The organism is Loktanella gaetbuli (assembly GCF_020531945.1).
GTDB lineage: Bacteria > Pseudomonadota > Alphaproteobacteria > Rhodobacterales > Rhodobacteraceae > Loktanella > Loktanella gaetbuli.
On the sequence record NZ_JAJATZ010000001.1, the window covers coordinates 705,307 to 725,450 of the forward strand.

Consider the following 20,144-nt stretch of genomic DNA (forward strand, 5'->3'; position numbering starts at 1 on the left):
CGAAACCCCGCGCCCGGGCCCACTGCTGAAGGATCACAGATATGTCACAACCTGCCCCCGGTGATAACGCACCTGAAATCAGCCTGCCACGCGACGGCGGTGAAACGGTGACACTCGCACAATACGCAGGACAAAAGGTCGTCGTCTATTTCTACCCGCGCGACGACACGCCCGGCTGCACCAAGGAGGCTGTGGGATTTACTGAACGTGCATCCGATTTCGCAGCCGCCAATACAGTCGTTCTGGGCATTTCCAAGGATACCGTCGCAAAACACGACAAATTCCGCGACAAGCATAATCTGAGCGTGGTCCTGCTGTCCGATGCCGACGGCGATGTCTGTGAACGCTACGGCGTCTGGGGCGAAAAACAGATGTACGGCAAGACCTTCATGGGAATCGAAAGGGCGACATTCCTGATCGATACCGAAGGCCGGATTGCGCAGGTCTGGCCCAAGGTCAAGGTACCTGGTCACGTCGATGCCGTTCTCGAAGCGGCGCAGGCCCTGTGACCCTAACATTGGCCCAGATGGCGGTCGAGGTCCTGACCACGGCCGACGGTCGCGCCAAGACGGCAATCAGTCATGCACATGCCGCGACCTGGCGCGCGGCGCGGGCGGCTGGCACGCCCATCGCGGTCGGGCAGGCAGCGCCGCCCGACCAGCCAGCCCGTCCCGCCCGGCCAGAGCTGCTTGACCCGCGCGATGTGCCTCAGCGCAAACCCGGCTCTCCGGAAGGGCGGCTGGCCTTGCTGCACGCGGTTGCGCATATCGAACTGAACGCCGTGGATCTGCACTGGGACATCATCGCGCGGTTTGCCGATTCGCCTATGCCCGTCGGTTTCTACGACGACTGGGTCTAGGCCGCTGACGAAGAATCCAAGCATTTCAATTTGATGTGCGACAGGCTCGAGGCACAGGGTTCGCATTACGGGGCCTTGCCCGCCCATGCGGGGATGTGGCGTGCGGCCGAGGACACAGCCGATGACCTGCTGGGCCGTCTTGCGGTTGTTCCAATGGTGCTCGAGGCGCGCGGTCTGGATGTGACGCCGAACATGATCGAGGTCTTCAAACGCGCTGGCGACAAGGACACGGTCGCAGCCCTGAACGTGATCTACGCCGAAGAGGTCCACCATGTGTCCTACGGGTCAAAGTGGTTCAACTTTCTCTGCGGGCGCGACAACCGCGATCCAACGCCCGTATTTCACGCCTTGGTCAGACGCTATTTCCACGGTGCGCTGAAACCACCGTTCAACGAAGAAAAGCGTGCAGAATCAGGGATTCCGCCGGATTTCTATTGGCCATTGGCTGCTGGGAATTGATGCAGATTCGGCCGGTTTCGGCGTAATATTGCCCAAGAATTCCAATCGTCACTTAATTTTACCAAAAGCGTTGCTCCGATGCGTCAGTCTTTGTAAACGGTCTTGACGCGGCAAAAAACAATACAGGCAGCTGCGCCGTGGGACAGGTAGGGAGAGACGCGTGAGATCACGTTTGGCGATGGCCGTGCATACACGGCTTGAAAAGAGATTTCCGGAAAAGCGGCTTTTTATTCGCTCGGACACCGAAACCCGTTTCATTCGTCTGCGTCCTTCTCATCAGCTCGTCGGGTGGAGCGTTGCATCGCTCCTGGTTGGCTGGTCCATCATCTCGACCGCCGTGATCCTGATGGACAGCATCGGGGCCGGCAATTTCCGCGCACAGGCCCAGCGTGATCAGATCATCTACGAACAGCGTCTGAACGCCCTCTCGACCGAACGTGACGCCCGTGCCGCCGAGGCTGTCGCGGCACAGCAGCGGTTCAGCTCTGCACTTGAACAGATTTCGATCATGCAAAGCGCGCTGCTGGAAACCGAGGATCAACGCCGCGAGCTGGAAACCGGTCTGGACGTGGTGCAGGCAACGCTGCGCGACACCATGCAGGACGTAAAGACAAGCCGCCTTGCACTGGAACAGCTGGCCGCCGAGCCGGGATCTGCTGCCGCCGGGGCCGTGATGTCCGCACAGGCCGACAGCACCGTCGATCTGCTGGCATCCGCGCTGGCCGAAACTGCGGCAGAACGCGACAAGATCGCCGCCGACGCGCAGTTCGCACTGGACAGCGCCGCGGAAACGCAACTGGAACTGCGGCTCTTGCAGGACCGCAACGACGATATCTTCCGTCAGCTCGAAGACGCGATGACGGTATCTGTCGAACCGCTGGACAAGATGTTCCGCGCGGCCGGCATGAACCCCGACAACATGATCAGCCAGGTGCGCCGGGGCTACTCTGGGTCCGGCGGTCCTCTGACACCGCTGTCGTTCTCGACCCGTGGCGGTGCGCCCGATCCGAACGCGGAACGCGCCAACGGCATCCTGAACCGCCTGGACGAAATCAACCTGTATCGCATCGCCGCCGAAAAGGCGCCGTTCGATACCCCGGTCAAGGCGGCCTACCGCTTTACCTCGGGCTTTGGCCAGCGTTGGGGACGCCTGCATGCGGGCACCGATTTCGCAGCCCCCGTGGGCACACCGATCTATGCGACGGCCGATGGCGTGGTCACCAACGCAGGCTGGTCGTCCGGCTATGGTCGCCTGATCAAGATCCAGCACGAGTTCGGGATCGAGACCCGCTATGCTCACCTCTCCGCGATGCGTGTGAAGGTCGGTCAAAGGGTCTCGCGCGGTGAGCGGATCGGTGATATGGGCAATTCAGGACGGTCTACTGGTTCCCATCTGCATTACGAAGTGCGCGTGGGTGGTACACCCGTCAATCCGATGACCTACATAAGAGCGGGACAAGATGTTTTCTAAATCCAAGATCAATGAACCTGGCCCCAAGGCCGACACCGCCGCGCCTGCACCTGCAAGCCCCGCACCGTCGTCGTCCAGCAGCGATTACAAATCGCCCACCCCCGCCAAGGCCAAGCCGCCGGCATCCATCCTGTCGTCGGACCTTCTGGTCACCGGCAACATGAAAACCAGCGGTGACGTGCAGATCGAAGGTCAGGTCGAGGGCGACGTGCATGCCCACCTGCTGACCGTCGGCGAAGGCGCCACCGTCAAAGGCGAAGTGATCGGCGACGATATCGTCATTCATGGCCGCATCATCGGTCGCGTGCGCGGCCTCAAGGTGCGGCTGACATCGACGGCCCGCGTCGAGGGCGACATCATCCACAAGACGATCGCCATCGAATCTGGTGCCCATTTCGAAGGATCGGTTCAGCGTCAGGATGATCCCCTCTCTGCTGGTGGCAAGTCCACCAAAATGCCGACCGCTGCGCCCAAGGGTGCATCCGGGGACGCCGACAAAAGCTGATCCTTGACGCAGGATAATGATCCCTTACGGGCCACGTCTTATCGGACGCGGCCCGTTTTCGTGCCGGACTTTGCGCGCGATGGCAGACGCGGCTGGATTCTGGCTGCGGGTGTTCTGGCCTCGTCGATGGGGTTTATCGACGGCACGGTCGTCAGTATTGCCATCCCCGCGATTCGCGCTTCGCTTGGCGCGACGCTCGACCAGGCCACCTGGATCAACAACGCCTACATGCTGACATTGTCGGCCCTGATCCTGACCGGCGGGGCCTTTGGCGACAGGTTCGGTCTGGCACGGGTCTTCTCGCTTGGCGTGGGGCTGTTCCTGATGACCTCGCTCCTCTGCGCCGTGGCACCGACCCCGGATCTGCTGATCATCGCCCGGCTGGCCCAAGGCGTGGGTGCAGCCCTCATGGTGCCAGGATCACTGGCCATGATTTCGCGGGCCTACCCGCGCGAAGAGCGCGGACGCGCGATCGGAATCTGGGCCGCAGCATCCGGCCTCACAACGGCAGCGGGGCCGATTGTCGGCGGTCTCCTGCTCTCGTCGGGTGCGCCAGAGGCCTGGCGCGGTATCTTTGCAATCAACCTGCCGCTTGGGATTACGACCCTGTTTCTGGTCTGGCGCGCGGTCAATGCCGACCCCCGCCGCCAGGGCGAACCGGTCGATATCGCCGGCGCGTTGCTGGCAATCACTGGTCTGGGTCTGCTGGCCTGGACGCTAACCCACCTGGAGGGCAGCAATGACACCCGCCTGACGGTGGTAACAGGCGTTGCAGGTTGTCTGGTCCTTGCGGTTTTTCTTTTCCAGCAACGTCGTGCAGCCGCCCCGATGATGCCGCTATGGATGTTCCGGAACCGCACGTTTTCAGCGGCGAATGCCTCGACCTTTCTTTTGTACTTCGGCATGTCGGCGATCCTGTTCTTTTTACCGATGCTCACCGTGGCGGGTTGGGGTCTGACGGCGTTTCAGACGATCTTTGCCTTTGGGCCAATCACCGTGTTCATCGCGGCGTTTTCCACCCGGTTCGGCAAGATGGCGGACCAGCACGGTGCCGGCCCCCTGATCACCGGGGGATCGGCGTTGGTCGCAATCGGCTATGCGGGCCTGGCACTGGTGATACCGTCCCAGAATTTCTGGCTGGGGGTTTTGCCGACCATGGCGGTCGTCGGACTGGGCATGAGCATGGTCGTCGCCCCGCTGTCTGCCAGCATCATGGGCGCGGCAGGTCCGGGCCGCGACGGGATTGCATCCGGGATCAATAACGCCGTCAGTCGGATCGCGGGGCTGATCGCGGTGGCGGCGATGTCGTCGGTCGTGGCCATCGGCTATGCGATCAACGGCGGGCCAGCCAGCTTTGGCGAGGTATCCACCCTGCCCGGCCATCTGGACGCGATGAACAGCGGGTTTGCCGTGATCGCCTGGGGGTCGTCCGGACTGGCGGCGCTATCGGCCATCATCGCGGCACTGCTGGTCAGGCGTTGATCCGGTGCCAGCCCTGTGCCAGTTCCAGCAACCGGCGATCATCACGGGCGCGCCCGATGAATTGCAGGCCCATTGGTTCCCCCGCCGCTGTCGGTGGCAGCGGCACCGCGACGGCTGGCAGGCCGATCAACGATGCGGGCACGACGACCTCCATCCAGCGATGGTAGGTATCCATCGCAACGCCCGCGATATTCTGGGGCCAGGTCCAGTCCAGCGGAAATGGCCAGCATTGCGCCGTGGGCAGCACCACTGCATCTACCTTATCGAACAGACGTACCGCCGCACGAAACCAGTCAGAGCGTATGTTGCTGGCACGCTGGATTTCGACAGCCGTCAAGGCGCGGCCCCGTTCGATTTCCCAGATCGCCTCGGGTTTGAGGGCGTCACGCGTGGCCGCAGTGTCATAAAGTGACCCGAGGCTGCCCGCGATGGCAAAGCTGCGCAGCGTGGTCCAACTGTCCCATAGTGCCGACGCATCAAACGGTGGGGCAATCTGAATCACCGAACAGCCCAGATCCGACATGCGCTGGATTTGGCCTGCACAATGGTCCAGCACACCGTCCTCCATCGGATAGGCCCCGCCCCAGTCACCCAGCCAGCCGATGCGGCGCCCCGTAAGATCGACGTCCAGGCTTTCATGCACATAGGCTGGCAAACCATGCGGCTGGCGTGGATCAGGGCCCGACTGCGTGGCCAGCAAGGCAGAGAGATCGGCAGGGCTGCGCGCCATGGGGCCATTGGTAGACAGCTGGTGCAGGAAACTGTCGCCAGCGGGTTCCGACGGCACCAGCCCCCATGTCGGGCGCATGCCGTAAACCCCGTTCCAGCCCGCTGGGTTGCGCAGACTGCCCATCATGTCGGACCCGTCCGCCACCGCGATCATGCGGGACGACAGCGCAACGGCGGCACCGCCTGACGATCCCCCAGCGCTACGCCCGGGCAGCAAGCCGTTCTGCGTCGCACCGAACACCGGATTAAAGGTGTGACTGCCCAGACCGAATTCCGGGGTGTTCGTCTTGCCGATTACGATGGCACCTGCGTCCTGCATCCGTTGCACCATGATGTCGGATGTTTTCGCCACGCGCCCGGCCAATGCAGGCGAGCCCATGGATGTGGGCAGGCCTGCGACGTTGGACAGATCCTTGACCGCGATGGGGATACCATGCAGCCAGCCCTTGCGCGGGGCGTTGTCTGCCGCACGCGCCTCTGCCAGCAAATCGTCAGCATCGCGCAGGCCGACGATGGCATTCAAATCCGGGTTGCGCATTGCAATCCGGTCGAGCGTCGCCCGCATTAGCTGTTCGGCAGTCAGTTGGCCATTGGCCAAGGCTGCGGACAGCGCCAGTGCATCCTGATCAAGTATCTGGTCCATATCCCACATCCTGACCCTGCCGGATCAGGATTGGCAAGGTTCAGTCTTCTGCTGTCGCCTCGGCGCGGGATTTACCGCTGACATCCATCGCCAGTGTCGCCGCCATCAGACCATCCAGATCGCCATCCAGCACGCCCGAAGTATCCGACGTCTCGTAGCGGGTGCGCAGGTCTTTCACCATCTGGTAAGGCTGAAGAACGTAGGACCGGATCTGGTTGCCCCAGCCCGCGTCGCCCTTGTTTTCATGCGCCTCGTTGATCGCCGCATTCCGGCGGTCCAGTTCGATCTGATACAGGCGGGATTTCAGCGCCTTCATCGCGATATCGCGGTTCTGGTGCTGGGATTTTTCCGAGCTGGTCACGACGATGCCGGTCGGTTCGTGGGTGATCCGCACAGCCGAGTCCGTCGTGTTCACGTGCTGACCGCCCGCCCCCGACGACCGGTAGGTGTCGATGCGGATATCGGATGGGTTCACTTCGATTTCGATGTTGTCGTCGACGACCGGATAGACCCAGACCGATGAAAACGACGTATGCCGCTTGGCCGCGGAATCGTAGGGGCTGATCCGCACCAGACGGTGCACACCGGATTCCGATTTCAGCCAGCCATAGGCGTTCGGGCCGCTGATTTTCAGCGCGGTCGATTTGATGCCGACCTCTTCGCCCTGGCTTTCGGACTGCAATTCGACCTTGTAGCCCTTTTTCTCGGCCCAGCGGATGTACATGCGTTTGAGCATGTTGGCCCAGTCACAGGATTCGGTGCCGCCAGCACCTGCGTTGATTTCAAGGAAAGTATCGTTGCCGTCCGCCTCGCCGTTCAAGAGCGCCTCCAGCTCTTTTTCGGCGGCCTTGGCCCGCAGCGCGGTCAAGGCCTCTTCGGCTTCGGCGACCACACCGGCGTCGTCTTCCATTTCGCCCAGTTCGATCAGTTCGACGTTGTCCGACAGTTCCTGTTTGATGCCGTGGTAGCTGTCCATCGCATCGACCAGCATCTGCCGTTCACGCATCAGTTTCTGCGCGTTTGCGGGATCATCCCACAGGGTCGGATCCTCGACGCGCGCGTTGAATTCCTCCAGCCGGTGGGCCGCCGTGTCATAGTCCAGACGCTGCGCCAACAGTGCCAGCGATTTCTGAATGGCGGCGATGGTGGTTTCAGTCTCGGCGCGCATGGCAGCCCCTCATCAAAATAGGATCGGGCCGGGAATACCCCGGCCCGCAGACGTCGGCAAGCGACGCAGATTAATATAGGCCACCCGACGACAATGCGCCGGCGGTGGCACGCGGCCCGACCGTCGCCGTGGACCCGGTCGAGGTCGTGACCTGACGTGCCGCTTGCGGCACCTCGTCGAACAACGGCAAATCCGCCGCCATGGCAAAGCCACCGTCAAAGGTGATGCCAAAGATCGGCTCTTCGCCAGCGCGGAAACATTCCGCGATGATGTTGTCACCCGATGCACCGTCGGGCATCCGCGCGCCGGTAAAGCGGTCGATATTGATGAACTGACAGCTTTCGGGGGCGCGGAACGCCGTGCCGCCATAGGTCTTGATCGCCTCGCGCATGAAGGCATTGAACACGGGCGCGCAGATACCACCGCCCGAGGCGCTCTTGCCCATGGGACGCGGGTTGTCGAAACCAATGTAGCAACCCGCCGCGATGTTGGACGAAAATCCGACGAACCAGGCGTCCTTTTCATCATTGGTCGTGCCGGTCTTGCCTGCGATGGCCACAGGCAGATTGATCGCATTCTTGGCTGTGCCGCGATCGACCACGCCCTGCATCATCGAGGTCAACTGGTAGGCCGTCACTTCATTCATCACGCGCTGGCGGTTTGACGTGATGGTCGGGGCCTCGCCGGACGGCAGGCTGGTCAGGGCGCAATCCTCGCAGATCCGCTGGTCGTGGCGATAGACGGTGTTGCCGAAGCGGTCCTGAACCCGGTCGACAAGCGTGGGTTCAACCCGTTCACCGCCGTTGGCGAACATCGCGTAGGCAGCGACCATCTTGAACAGCGTCGTTTCGTCGGAACCGAGCGAGGCCGCCAGCACGCGATTCATCCGATCATAGACGCCGAATTTCTCGGCGTAATTGCCGACGGTATCGATCCCGACCTCTTGGGCCAGACGGACCGTCATCAGGTTGCGTGACTGTTCGATGCCCGTGCGCAGCGGTGTTGGTCCGTAGAATCGGTTGGAATAGTTCTGCGGCCGCCAGACGCCCTGCGGGGTGTTGATTTCGATCGGTGCGTCAACGACCACCGTTGCAGGCGAATAGCCGGAATCGAGTGCTGCCGCATAGACGAACGGCTTGAAGCTGGACCCGGGCTGGCGGTTTGCCTGCGTCGCGCGGTTGAACACCGACGACTGGTAGGAAAATCCGCCCTGCATCGCCAACACGCGGCCCGTGTTCACGTCCATCGCCATGAATGCGCCCTGCACCTCTGGGGTTTGCCGCAGGGTCCAGCGGATCAGTGATCCATCGGCATCATCGGTCATCTCGCGCACGTGGACAACGTCGCCCACCTCGAAGTTGGCAAAGAAATCGCCGGATATCCACGCAATATCCTCGCGCGGGATGGTCTTGACCTCTGCCTGGCCTTCGACGCCGACGGTCATTTCCTGATCGGCGATGTCCAGCACCACGGCGGGATACCAGCGGTTTTCCAGCGTGATGTCGCGGGCCACCTGAACGTCGCCCAACGCGTCGCGCCAGTTGTCCAGCTGATCGGCAGGAATGGTTTCACCCGTGCCGCGCCACCGCCCCTGCCCGCGGTCATAGGTTTCAAGTGCGCGTTGCAGCGCATGAGCCGCCTCGACCTGCAAGGACGGGTCGACCGTGGCGCGGATCGCCAGACCACCGGAAAAAAATTCGTCTTCGCCAAAGTTCTGGCTGAGCTGGCGACGGATTTCATCGGTGAAATAGTCGCGCGGCGGAAGTTCGGACCGAAAGCTCTCGAAATCGCCGTTCTGCACGGTGCGCAGCGGGGCCACGCGCGCGGTCTGATAGGTTTCTTCGTCTATATAGCCGTTTTCCCACATCTCGCGCAGCACGAATGCGCGCCGGGCCACAGACCGGTCGTATTGGCGCACGGGGTCATAATCCGACGGGGCCTTGGGCAGAACGGCCAGATAGGCCGCTTCTTCGACGGTCAGTTCGGTCAGCGGCTTGTTGAAATAGGTCAGGGCTGCTGCGGTCACGCCGTAGCTGTTCTTGCCCAGGAAAATCTCGTTCAGGTACAGTTCCAGGATCTTTTCCTTGGGCATCGCGCCCTCGATCCGGCTGGCCAGGATGATTTCCTTGATCTTGCGTTCGGCGGAACGGGACCCGTCCAAAAGGAAGTTTTTCATCACCTGCTGGGTGATTGTGGATGCGCCGCGCACGTCCTCGCCACGGGATTTCACCGCATCGACAAAGGCCGAGGCCATACCAACGGGGTCATAACCTTCGTGGATGTAGAAATTTTTGTCCTCGGCGGAAATGAACGCCTGCTTGACGATATCGGGGATTTCCTCGGCAGGCGTGAACAGGCGGCGTTCGACGGCGAATTCGTCTATGATATTGCCCTCGCCGGAATAGATCCGGCTGATCGTCTTGGGCGTATATTGCGCCAGCGTATCGTAGGATGGCAGATCGCGACCATACAGGTAGAACACCGCACCAATGCTGACGGCCAGCATGGCAAGGCCCAGTGTCGCCATCGAAAAGATGGCGCCGAAAAAGGACATGATGAAACGCAGCACGTAACCCTACCTTGGTGTGTGAAACTTGCCCGCTTATAGGGCGGACACGTGGTCACGTCAAAAGCGGAAGCACCCGGTGACGGCCGGTTTCCGCGCCCGTCCGGATCACGACTGCATGAGGTTGCGCCCTACTGACGCAAGAGTGGCGCACGGGCGGCCTGCGCATCGACCCAGGCTAGGATCGCAGTGGTCAACCCCGCCACGATCGGCGCGCGCCCCTGTGGCGTGGACAAGGTCTCGCGATCGCGTGCGTCGGACAAAAATCCTGCCTCAATCAGGACCGATGCGAAGTCGGCGGCGTTCAGCACCGCCAATCGCCCTTCGCGTCGCGCGCGGGTGTTCACGCGTGCGCCCGACTGGCGCAGGCCTGCCACGACCGCCTCGGCCAATTGATCCGATGCAGGCCGTGTCTGCGCCCGTGCAAGGTCCATCAAAACGGTTGCAACACGGTCGTCCTGCCCCGTCAGATCCAGCCCTGCCAGCAGATCGCCCCGTTCGTGCCGTTCGGCCATGCGCTGCGATGCGCGGTCCACACCTTCGGCACTCAGGGTATAGACCGACGCACCCTGCGCGCCGCCCTCGTCCAGCGCATCGGCATGCAGCGAAATCAGCGCATCCGCCCGCGCCGCCCGCGCGATGGTCATGCGCGCCTCCAGCGGGACAAAGTCATCGGCCTGCCGGGTCAGCACCGCACGCAACCGGCCCGTGCGGTTCAGGGCGTCGGCCAGCTCAATCCCCAGTGCCAGCATCAGGTCGGCCTCCTTGACCCCGCCGCGCAGGGCACCGGGATCGACACCGCCGTGACCGGGATCGATCACGATGACGGGGGGACCCGCGTCGGAATCGGGGGCAGTCAGCGCGGGCGCAGGCAGGCTGCGATCCAACGATCCGCCAGTGGCAGCCGCAAAGCTGGTGGCATCTGTCGGGGTCAGTCTGATGGTCAGGGCGGCACGTCCTGTCAGATCATCGACACGCAGTCCGGCTGTGGTCAATGCCAGCGGTGCCGCAATGGCCACCGTCAAGGACGACCACCCCGGACGCGGCACGCCGAACCCCAGATCGGTCGCCAGAGCGCCCTGCAAAAGATCCGCAGGCTGCAATCCGGTCCAGTCCACCTCGCGGAATTCGACGACAAGCCGCCTTGGAGTGTCGAGAGTGAACACCCGGTAGGGCACCGGTTGCGACAGGGCCAGGTCCACCACCAGATCGCCGCCCGCATCGGCAATCCGGCTTTGTGTTGGATCGACCCGCGCCAATGCGCCGAAATCCTGCGCTGCAAGCGGGCCAGCCATCATCATCAGCAGCAACGCCAGCGCGCGGATCATCGCTCAGCCATGAATGCAGTCAGACGGCGCAATCCCTCGGCGATGTCTGCTGTCGATCCAGCATAGGAAAACCGCAACCATCGGTGGCCGTCCTGCGGGTCAAAATCCAGCCCCGGTGTGACCGCGACACCCGCGCGGTCCAGAATTTCGGCCGCAAAGGCCAGCGCATCGTCGGTATGGTCGCTGACATCCGCGTAAACGTAAAACGCCCCGTCGGGTGGTGCAAAGGTGCCGAAACCGGCCTTGGGCAGCCCATCCAACAACAAGGCGCGGTTGGCGGCATAAACCTCCAGATTGGCATCCAGTTCGGGGCGTGCATCCATCGCATGCAATGCCAGTCGCTGCGATGCGTGGGACGGACAGATGAACATGTTCTGCGCCAGCCTCTCGACCTGGCGGACGTGATCGGCGGGCACGACCATCCAGCCCACGCGCCAGCCTGTCATCGAGAAATACTTGGAAAACGAATTGATGACATAGACATCATCCGTGACCTCCAGCGCGCTGACGGCGCGGGTGCCATAGTCGATCCCGTGATAAATCTCGTCAGAGATCAGCGCGGTGTTCGTGTCCTCGCAGGCATAGGCCAATGCGGCCAATTCGGTTTTCGACAGCATCGTGCCGGTGGGATTGGCAGGCGAGGCCACGATCAGACCGTCCAGGCCGTCGACATCGCCCGGTTGCGGCTGAAACCGTCCCTGCGGCGTCGTCGTGATTTCGACCGGGGTCAGCCCCATCGCGCGCAGGATCTGGCGGTAGCTCGGATAGCACGGCAGCCCCAGACCCACCCGGTCGCCGTTGTCGAACAGCGCCGAAAACGCCAGCACAAAGGCACCCGATGCACCCGCCGTCACGACAACGCGGGCGGGGTCCAGATCGATGTCGTAGATGTCGCCATAGTGCTGCGCGATCCGCGTCCGCAATGCCGGCAGACCAAGGCCCACGGTATAGCCCAGCGTATCCGACAGGTCCGATTTCAGCGCCGTCAGCGCCGCGGCGGGCGCACCGGTACCGGGCTGGCCCACTTCCATGTGAATGATCGACCGGCCTGCGGCCTCGGCCTTGCGGGCGGATTCCATGACGTCCATCACGATAAAGGGATCGACGTCACCACGGGTGGATTGTCTCATGCCTGACCTTCTATGCTCTTTGCCATGCTTGTGCCCGCGCAGGCTGGTCTGCGTCAACCACGGCGCTTGGCAGTTGGCCGGTTCTATGGTCATCTGCCGCCCGAAACCCAACCGAAAGACATGCCATGCGCCTCGCCTTTGCTGCCCTCGCCGCCCTGACCATCGCCCTGCCCGCGCAGGCCCAGACACAGATGTCAGAAGCTGAACGCGATGCATTCCGGGCAGAAGTGCGCGCCTACCTCATGGAAAACCCCGAAGTCATCATGGAAGCCATCGACGTGCTGCAAGCCCGCGAAGAAGCGATGCAGGCACAGGCCGACGCCGCCATGGTGCAGGCCCAGATGGAGGCGCTGACCAACGACGGATTTTCCTTTGTCGACGGCAATCCCGACGGCGACATCACCATTGTCGAATTCATGGATTATCGTTGCGGCTACTGCAAACGTGCCTTTCCCGAGGTCGAGAGCCTGCTGTCGGCTGACGGCAACATCCGCCTGATCGTCAAGGAATTCCCGATTCTGGGTGAGGAGTCGGTGCTTGCCTCTCGGTTTGCCATCGCGACCAAGATGATCGCAGGGGACGATGCCTACAAGGCGGTCCACGACACGCTGATGGAATTGAACGGCAGCCCCAATATCGACACGCTGGTGCGGCTGGGGAACACGCTGGGACTGGATACCGACGCGATCACGGCCATGATGAACGACGATGCGGTCACGCAGGTGATCGCCAACAATCGTGCGCTGGGTCAGGCGCTGCGGATCAGTGGCACGCCGACCTTTGTCGTGGCCGACCAGATGGTGCGCGGATATGTGCCGGCCGACCAACTGCAACAGTTGGTGGACGATCTGCGCGGCTGACCGTTCACGCCTGCGTCAGTTGCCGCGGCATCGGGCCGCGCTAGGTCAGCCTCAATCGTAAACAACGGAGACTGACAATGAAAACGACACGTCGCACATTCCTCATTTCCGGCGCGGCCGCAGGGTCCATGACCGTGCTGCCATTTGCAGCACAGGCCGCTGCCCATACATCCAACGTGTTCAACACGCCCGCGGGCGATATCACGGTACATCCGGTCGAACATGCCTCCATCGTGCTGGAAACGCCTGTCGGCACGATCTACGTCGATCCGGTTGGTGATCCGTCCCTCTATGCGGATTTCCCGCGCCCCGATCTGGTGATGATCACGCACGAGCACGGCGACCACTACAACGTTGACACCCTGAACGGCGTTATTACCGACGCGACCGTCATGTTCGCCAACCCCGCCGTGTTCGACATGATGCCCGAAAACCTTCAGGCCGTTACGATGTCCATCGCCAATGGCGAAACAGGCACGTTCGACACCCTCGGGATCGAGGCGATCCCGGCCTACAACATCACCGAAGAACGCCTGAACTTTCACCCCGAAGGCCGCGACAACGGCTATATCCTCGGCTTTGACGGGTTCCGCATCTACGTGTCCGGCGACACCGAGGACACACCCGAGATGCGCGCGCTGACAGAGATTGATCTGGCCTTCGTGTCGAACAACTTGCCGTTCACCATGGATATGGAGGCGGCCGCATCCGCCGTGAACGAATTCGCGCCGACCTATGTCTATCCCTACCACTACCGTGGCCGCGATGGCGGCACACAGGACCCCAATGCATTTGCCGAACTGGTCGATGACGCAATCGAAGTGCGGATCGGTGACTGGTATGGCGGCGATGTGATGCCGTCCTGACCCAACAGACACAGCGACAGCACAAAGGCGTCAGAGCGATCTGACGCCTTTTTTCGTGGGCATGACCACAGTCGGGACCGCCACCCGCGCCGGGGTTGCAGGGGTCCTGATCCCGAATGTGCGAAATTTCCGCTTGATAGCCGGCAAGTCTTGGCTTGCCCTGAGGCACCACGCTCGTCTGGCACGTCGCTGTGGACCTCATCTTGCAGCACCGGTTTTGACCCTGTTGCGAGATGTCAGAAGACGCATGAGCCTGACAGACAAAACGGACGGTCATCACGGCGCACGACACCGGTCGGCTGACTGTGGTTCTGGGCTGGTCTGCGGCTACCTATGCAGATCTACTTCCAAGAGGGTCATTCTACCTGACAAACCAGTTTCGGGAGGCCGCCGAAGAATGCCTGAGGGGCAACCGCATCGGCAGATACATCGGCGGAGCCGCATTCATGTCACCCTGTCGCAAGGTCAGCGGCCAGATGTAGCGCGCCATCCCCGTGACCGATTGAGGCCGTGTGACATGGTTTATTCTGCCGCCTCCTGTGCGGCGGCGGCTTCCAGTTCAGCTGCCTTCTTTTCAACCTGTTCGACAATGTGCTCGATCATGTTGGCGTTGTCCTGCTTGTGGCTTTGCTTGCCAGCCAGATAGACCATGCCATGCCCCGCGCCGCCGCCGGTGAAACCCACGTCGGTCATCAGTGCCTCTCCGGGGCCGTTGACCACGCAACCGATGATCGACAACGACATCGGCGTCTTGATGTGTTCCAGACGTTTTTCCAACGCCTCGACGGTCTTGATCACGTCAAATCCCTGCCGCGCACAGCTGGGGCAGGAAATGATGTTGACACCGCGATGCCGCAGCCCGAGGGATTTGAGGATCTCGAACCCCATCTTGACCTCTTCGACCGGATCAGCGGACAGGCTGACTCGGATCGTGTCACCAATCCCCGCCCACAAGAGGTTGCCCATGCCGATCGCGGATTTGACGGTGCCGGAAATCAGGCCCCCGGCTTCGGTGATGCCCAGATGGATGGGCGCGTCGGTGGCATCGGCCAACTGCTGATAGGCAGCCGCCGCCATGAACACGTCGGACGCCTTGCAGCTGATCTTGAATTCGTGAAAATCATTGTCTTGCAGGATCTTGATATGATCCAGCCCGCTTTCGACCATCGCATCGGGACAGGGTTCGCCGTATTTTTCCAACAGATGCCGTTCGAGGCTACCGGCGTTCACGCCGATCCGGATGCTGCAATTGTGGTCGCGCGCGGCCTTGATGACCTCTTTGACGCGCTTTTCGTCACCGATGTTACCCGGGTTGATCCGCAGACAGGCCGCACCCGCTTCTGCCGCCTCAATCCCGCGTTTGTAATGGAAATGGATGTCCGCAACGATGGGCACGCTGACCTCTGGCACGATCAGCTTCAGCGCCTTGCTCGATGCCTCGTCGGGGACAGACACACGCACGATGTCGGCACCGGCATCTGCGGCCGCCTGGATCTGCGCAATCGTCGCCTTGACGTCGGTGGTCAGGGTATTCGTCATCGTCTGGACGCTGATCGGCGCATCCCCCCCGACCGGCACATTGCCGACCATGATCTGACGGGATTTACGGCGATCGATCTCGCGCCAGGGACGGATTGAATTCAGCGACATCACGCAGCTTTCGGATCAGGAATGTTGATCAGAACCTAATCCCTGCACAGTGCAGCGGCAACCACCGGCACGGTTTATTCAGTCACCACTTCGGCGACATTCACCACGGCTGCCAAATCGCCATCGGCCTCGAGATCAGCCAGCGCATAGGTGGCAGTCAGACTCTCTGCGGACAGCGCAAGGTTCGAGGTGACAGTGCCTGCGGCACCGGCCGGGCCGTAGTGCTGACCATTCACGGCAAAATACACGGCGCCGCTTTCTCCGACCCGCAGGGTTGCCGGCTCTTCGGTGTTTGGCAGTGCAAAGGTGTCACCCGCGTTCATGATCCCTTCGAAAATGACGGAATCGTCTGCCGCACGCACGCGCACCCATGCGGGTCGCACAGCAACCAGTTGAACGCCGGGTGCCGGGTCTTCGCTGACTTGAATGGCTGGTCCGATCGGCGTTTCGAGCGTCGGCGTCGCATCGGCCACCGCCTGCGCAAGCCCTGCATCGACGCTATTGGGGATCAATGTGCCGATCGTGCCGGGGTTCAACGTAGAGATTGGCGCATCCCGCGCCACAAGCACGGGCACCTCGAGAGCCTGGGGGCGATACAGACGGTCCAGCGCCTCGGTGCTGGTTCCGGCAAGTTCCGGCGTTGCATCGGTGTCAGTGTCGGGCAATGCGGTGGCACCAGCCAGCGGATCCAGGTCGGTCAGCACGACCGGCGTTTGTTCCACGGGTGCCAAGCGTACCTTTTGCACTTCTTGCAGAATGGCGAAACCGCCCCAGCCTAAACTGCCGATCAATGCAACCAACACCATGAGGGAACCAACTGCCGCAGGTTCAACACCCGTGAACATCCGATCGCCCCGCGGAATGAATGGCGTGGCGGAACTGGCAAAGATATCACGACCCGCACTCGGGGTTGCGGTGCCGACAGCCGGTTTGGCAGATGATGCCGCCTTTGACATACCGTGAGCCGTGGCAAACCCGCTTTCGCGGCAGAATGTATCAAAAGCCCAGTCCGGATCCATCTTGAGATAGCGCGCATAGGACCGCACATAACCGGCAATGAAACCCGGTGTGTCGAACGCGGCAGGATCAGCATTTTCAATCGCGGCAATGTAAGACGCCTTGATTTTAAGCTCGCTTTGAACGTCCAAGAGACTCTTGCCCAAGGTGGCACGCTCGCCACGCATCAGGTCGCCAAGGCGCAAGTCGAATGCGTCGAATCCCTTGGATTCGATCTCATCGGGCGTTTTGTTTCGCCGAAAAGTCTTTACGATCATGTGCTTAACCGCCGTCTGCCCTGCCTTGTGCCATTATCTCACATAAATGCGACCTAAAGTCGATTTATTTGTAGAAATTTGACACACAACATCTAGCAGAGCGTCACAGCCTTTGCACTCGCAGAAAGGTCAGCCCGCTAAATCGGCGCGATTCAGCGCACAATGGGACCACAGACCGTCCAACGCACGAACCAACGTGTCCATCTCGCGCGGACCATGCACCGGTGATGGTGTGAAACGCAGACGTTCTGTTCCGCGCGGCACTGTCGGATAGTTGATCGGCTGCACATAGATCCCGAAATCCTGCAACAGCATGTCGGACAGTTTCTTGGTGTGTTTCGGATCACCCACGATCAGCGGCACGATATGGCTGCCATGGTCGATGATGGGCAGACCCATCCCCTTGAGCCGGGTTTTCAGAATGGCGGCTTGCGTCTGCTGCGCGTCGCGCAACCCCTGGTCGGTCTTGAGGTGGCGAACACTCGCGGCAGCCCCTGCAGCCACGGCTGGAGGGATCGAGGTGGTAAAGATGAAACCCGGTGCATAGGACCTAACCGCGTCGCACATCCGGGCCGAGGCCGCGATATAGCCCCCCATGACGCCATATGCCTTGGCCAGCGTCCCGTTGATGATGTCGATCCGCCCCATCAATCCGTCACGTTCGGCCACGCCCGCACCGCGCGGGCCATACATGCCGACTGCATGGACCTCGTCGATATACGTCAGCGCGTCGAATTCCTGTGCCAGGTCGCAGATTTCGGCGATGGGACCAAAATCACCGTCCATCGAATAGATCGATTCAAATGCAATCAGCTTGGGGGCGGCAGGATCATCCGCTGCCAGCAATTCGCGCAAATGCGTCACATCGTTGTGGCGGAAGATCCGCTTGGCCCCGCCGTTGCGACGCACACCTTCGATCATGGACGCATGGTTCAGTGCGTCTGAATAAATGATCAGACCGGGAAACAGTTTCGGCAGGGTCGACAGCGTCGCGTCATTGGCGATGTAGGCGCTGGTGAACAGCAGTGCTGCTTCCTTGCGGTGCAGATCGGCCAGTTCGGCCTCCAGCCGCTTGTGATAGACGGTGGTGCCGGAAATGTTGCGGGTGCCGCCCGATCCCGCGCCGGTCGCATCCAGTGCCTCGTGCATGGCGGACAGCACGACGGGATGCTGACCCATGCCCAGATAATCGTTTCCGCACCAGACGGTGACCTGCTGGGTGCTGCCATCGGGTTTGTTCCAGACAGCATGTGGATACTGACCCCGGGTGCGTTCGATGTCGATAAAGGTGCGATACCGGTCTTCGGCATGCAGACGGTCGATAGCGGTCGCGAGGGCAGCGTCGTAATTCACCGGGCAGGTCCTGTTATCGTTTCTTCGGTTCCGGACATATAGGGCGCATCACCGGACGACAATACGCGACCCACTGTCACGCTACTGGCACATGCGGTGAAACCGGCTAGGTTTCACTTCAAACAGCAGAGAAAGACGCCGCAATGTCCCTTGACCCAGTACTCGACCACATCGACGCAAACATTGATCCTGCGACCGAACGGCTGCTGGACCTGCTCCGCATTCCGTCCATTTCCACCGATCCCGCCTACAAGGGTGATTGCGACCGTGCGGCCGACTGGCTGGTTGCGGACCTGCAATCCATCGGATTCGAGGCCACCAAGCACCCGACAACAGGACACCCGATGGTGGTCGCGCAGTCCGGCGGCGACGGCCCGCACATCCTGTTTTACGGGCATTACGACGTGCAACCCGTGGACCCGCTGCATCTGTGGGACCGCGACCCGTTCGACCCCGCAGTCGAGCAGACGGACAAGGGGCCGGTCATTCGCGGGCGTGGCGCATCGGACGACAAGGGCCAGCTGATGACATTCATCGAGGCCTGTCGCGCCTGGAAAGCGGTGCATGGCACCCTGCCCGGAAACATCACCATCTTTTTCGAAGGTGAGGAGGAATCAGGGTCGCCGTCGCTGATCCCGTTTCTGAAAGACAACGCCGACCTGTTGCGCGCGGATATCGCGCTGATTTGCGACACCGGCATGTATGGCGACGCGACACCTGCGATCATCACGCAGTTGCGCGGACTGCTGGGCGAAGAAGTCACGATCACCGGCCCGTCCAAGGATTTGCATTCGGGCATGTATGGCGGGATCGCGATGAACCCTGCCCGCGTCCTGGCCAAGGTGATTGCAGCACTGCACGATGAAACGGGACGTATCACTGTGCCTGGTTTCTATGACGGCGTACCCGAACTGTCGAACGAACTGGCCGCCGCCTGGGACGACCTGAATTTCGACGCCGAAGCGTTCCTGGGCGAAGTCGGACTGAAATATCCTGCTGGCGAACAAGGCCGCCGCCCGCTGGAAATGATCTGGTCGCGCCCCACCTGCGAGGTCAACGGCATGACCGCAGGCTATACCGGTGACGGGTTTAAGACAGTCTTGCCTGCGCAGGCCAGCGCGAAAATCAGTTTCCGCCTTGTGGGCCAGCAGGATCCCGAGGCGATCCGCGTGGCGTTCCGCAAGCAAGTCAGCGACATGATTCCTGCCGATTGCGGTGTGACGTTTCACGCGCACGGGGCATCGGCAGCGGGCCAGATGACGACAACTCATCCGGCGTTCGATCAGGCCCGCCGCGCCCTGTCGGACGAATGGCCCAATGCAGCGGCATATGTCGGCTGTGGCGGTTCGATTCCCATCGCCGCCTATTTCAAGACCTATCTCGACATGGACGCCATGCTGATCGGTTTCGGAAAGGACGACGATCAAATTCATTCCCCGAACGAGAAATACGACCTGTCATCCTTTCACAAGGGCACGCGCAGTTGGGCGCGAATCCTGCATGCGATGACCCGCTGACGGGGCCGCGATTTTTCGCGAAAAATCAAGAATGCGTCCGGCCTGTCGCAGGGTCGGGCGTGCAACCGATTTTTCGCGAAAAATCGGCACCGGAAAGCAGGTTGAGAAAGGGGTGAAATGGCGCGGTTGACGGGGCTCGAACCCGCGACCCCCGGCGTGACAGGCCGGTACTCTAACCAACTGAGCTACAACCGCGCATTTCATCACGTTTGCGTACGTTTCGGGGGTCAATGGCGCGGTTGACGGGGCTCGAACCCGCGACCCCCGGCGTGACAGGCCGGTAC

At 61.6% G+C, this 20,144-nt stretch carries 15 protein-coding genes, 1 tRNA gene and 1 pseudogene; 8 read left to right on the forward strand and 9 right to left on the reverse strand.

All coding sequences use genetic code 11. From position 1 onward, the window contains the following. The first annotated feature begins 41 nt into the window (after positions 1-41). The 5 genes and pseudogenes from bcp (at position 42) to LGQ03_RS03505 (ending at position 4,776) form a co-directional block, all read left to right on the forward strand. Positions 42-509, forward strand: coding sequence for a thioredoxin-dependent thiol peroxidase (gene bcp / locus LGQ03_RS03485; RefSeq protein ID WP_090160612.1), 468 nt, complete (start codon positions 42-44; stop codon positions 507-509). A gap of 17 nt (positions 510-526) precedes the next feature. Further along, positions 527-1,318, forward strand: a pseudogene (locus tag LGQ03_RS03490) (ferritin-like domain-containing protein). A gap of 160 nt (positions 1,319-1,478) precedes the next feature. After that, a complete protein-coding gene (locus LGQ03_RS03495; RefSeq protein WP_177172734.1) occupies positions 1,479-2,789 on the forward strand; it encodes a M23 family metallopeptidase in 1,311 nt (436 codons plus the stop codon). Continuing rightward, complete coding sequence (locus LGQ03_RS03500) at positions 2,779-3,294, forward strand: bactofilin family protein (protein WP_090160606.1); 516 nt, start codon at positions 2,779-2,781, stop codon at positions 3,292-3,294. The genes LGQ03_RS03495 and LGQ03_RS03500 overlap by 11 nt, the downstream gene beginning before the upstream one ends. Positions 3,295-3,354: 60 nt before the next feature. Next, positions 3,355-4,776: an MFS transporter gene (locus LGQ03_RS03505; protein ID WP_226747240.1), complete on the forward strand. Its 1,422-nt coding sequence runs from the start codon at positions 3,355-3,357 to the stop codon at positions 4,774-4,776. On the opposite strand, the gene LGQ03_RS03510 is transcribed toward LGQ03_RS03505, so the two are convergent. From LGQ03_RS03510 to LGQ03_RS03530, 5 genes are all read right to left on the reverse strand, one after another. Next, a complete protein-coding gene (locus LGQ03_RS03510; protein ID WP_226747241.1) occupies positions 4,766-6,148 on the reverse strand; it encodes an amidase in 1,383 nt (460 codons plus the stop codon). The two genes, LGQ03_RS03505 and LGQ03_RS03510, sit on opposite strands and share 11 nt — an antisense overlap. A 40-nt stretch (positions 6,149-6,188) precedes the next feature. After that, on the reverse strand, positions 6,189-7,316 hold the full coding sequence (prfB, locus tag LGQ03_RS03515; RefSeq protein ID WP_226747242.1) for a peptide chain release factor 2: 1,128 nt from the start codon (positions 7,314-7,316) through the stop codon (positions 6,189-6,191). Positions 7,317-7,386: 70 nt separating this feature from the next. Beyond that, positions 7,387-9,885 (reverse strand): penicillin-binding protein 1A, encoded by a 2,499-nt coding sequence (locus tag LGQ03_RS03520; RefSeq protein ID WP_226747243.1) that lies wholly within the window; start codon positions 9,883-9,885, stop codon positions 7,387-7,389. Positions 9,886-10,013: 128 nt separating this feature from the next. Next, positions 10,014-11,210 carry an N-acetylmuramoyl-L-alanine amidase gene (locus LGQ03_RS03525; RefSeq protein ID WP_226747244.1) on the reverse strand — a complete coding sequence of 399 codons (1,197 nt, stop codon included), beginning with the start codon at positions 11,208-11,210 and terminating at the stop codon, positions 10,014-10,016. After that, entirely contained in the window at positions 11,207-12,340 is a 1,134-nt protein-coding gene (locus LGQ03_RS03530; protein WP_226747245.1) for a pyridoxal phosphate-dependent aminotransferase, read from the reverse strand. The genes LGQ03_RS03525 and LGQ03_RS03530 overlap by 4 nt, the downstream gene beginning before the upstream one ends. A gap of 125 nt (positions 12,341-12,465) precedes the next feature. Here LGQ03_RS03530 and LGQ03_RS03535 point away from each other — a divergent pair, with 125 nt between their 5' ends. Both LGQ03_RS03535 and LGQ03_RS03540 read left to right on the forward strand, forming a co-directional pair. Continuing rightward, positions 12,466-13,200, forward strand: a complete 735-nt coding sequence (locus LGQ03_RS03535) for a DsbA family protein (protein ID WP_226747246.1) — start codon at positions 12,466-12,468, stop codon at positions 13,198-13,200. Positions 13,201-13,277: 77 nt separating this feature from the next. Then, the gene (locus LGQ03_RS03540; RefSeq protein ID WP_090160592.1) at positions 13,278-14,066 is read left to right on the forward strand and encodes an MBL fold metallo-hydrolase; all 789 of its coding nucleotides are present in this window, start codon (positions 13,278-13,280) and stop codon (positions 14,064-14,066) included. Positions 14,067-14,588: 522 nt separating this feature from the next. Here LGQ03_RS03540 and ispG read toward each other — a convergent pair. From ispG to hemA, 3 genes are all read right to left on the reverse strand, one after another. Further along, positions 14,589-15,716, reverse strand: a complete 1,128-nt coding sequence (gene ispG, locus LGQ03_RS03545) for a flavodoxin-dependent (E)-4-hydroxy-3-methylbut-2-enyl-diphosphate synthase (RefSeq protein WP_226747247.1) — start codon at positions 15,714-15,716, stop codon at positions 14,589-14,591. A gap of 74 nt (positions 15,717-15,790) precedes the next feature. Next, the gene (locus LGQ03_RS03550; protein ID WP_226747248.1) at positions 15,791-16,990 is read right to left on the reverse strand and encodes a helix-turn-helix domain-containing protein; all 1,200 of its coding nucleotides are present in this window, start codon (positions 16,988-16,990) and stop codon (positions 15,791-15,793) included. A gap of 129 nt (positions 16,991-17,119) precedes the next feature. Further along, positions 17,120-18,343, reverse strand: coding sequence for a 5-aminolevulinate synthase (hemA, locus tag LGQ03_RS03555; protein ID WP_090160586.1), 1,224 nt, complete (start codon positions 18,341-18,343; stop codon positions 17,120-17,122). Positions 18,344-18,486: 143 nt separating this feature from the next. Here hemA and LGQ03_RS03560 point away from each other — a divergent pair, with 143 nt between their 5' ends. Further along, complete coding sequence (locus LGQ03_RS03560) at positions 18,487-19,860, forward strand: M20/M25/M40 family metallo-hydrolase (RefSeq protein ID WP_226747249.1); 1,374 nt, start codon at positions 18,487-18,489, stop codon at positions 19,858-19,860. Between the two features lie 118 nt (positions 19,861-19,978). Here the strand turns inward: LGQ03_RS03560 and LGQ03_RS03565 are convergent. Next, positions 19,979-20,055, reverse strand: a tRNA-Asp gene (locus tag LGQ03_RS03565). Between the last annotated feature and the right edge of the window lie 89 nt (positions 20,056-20,144).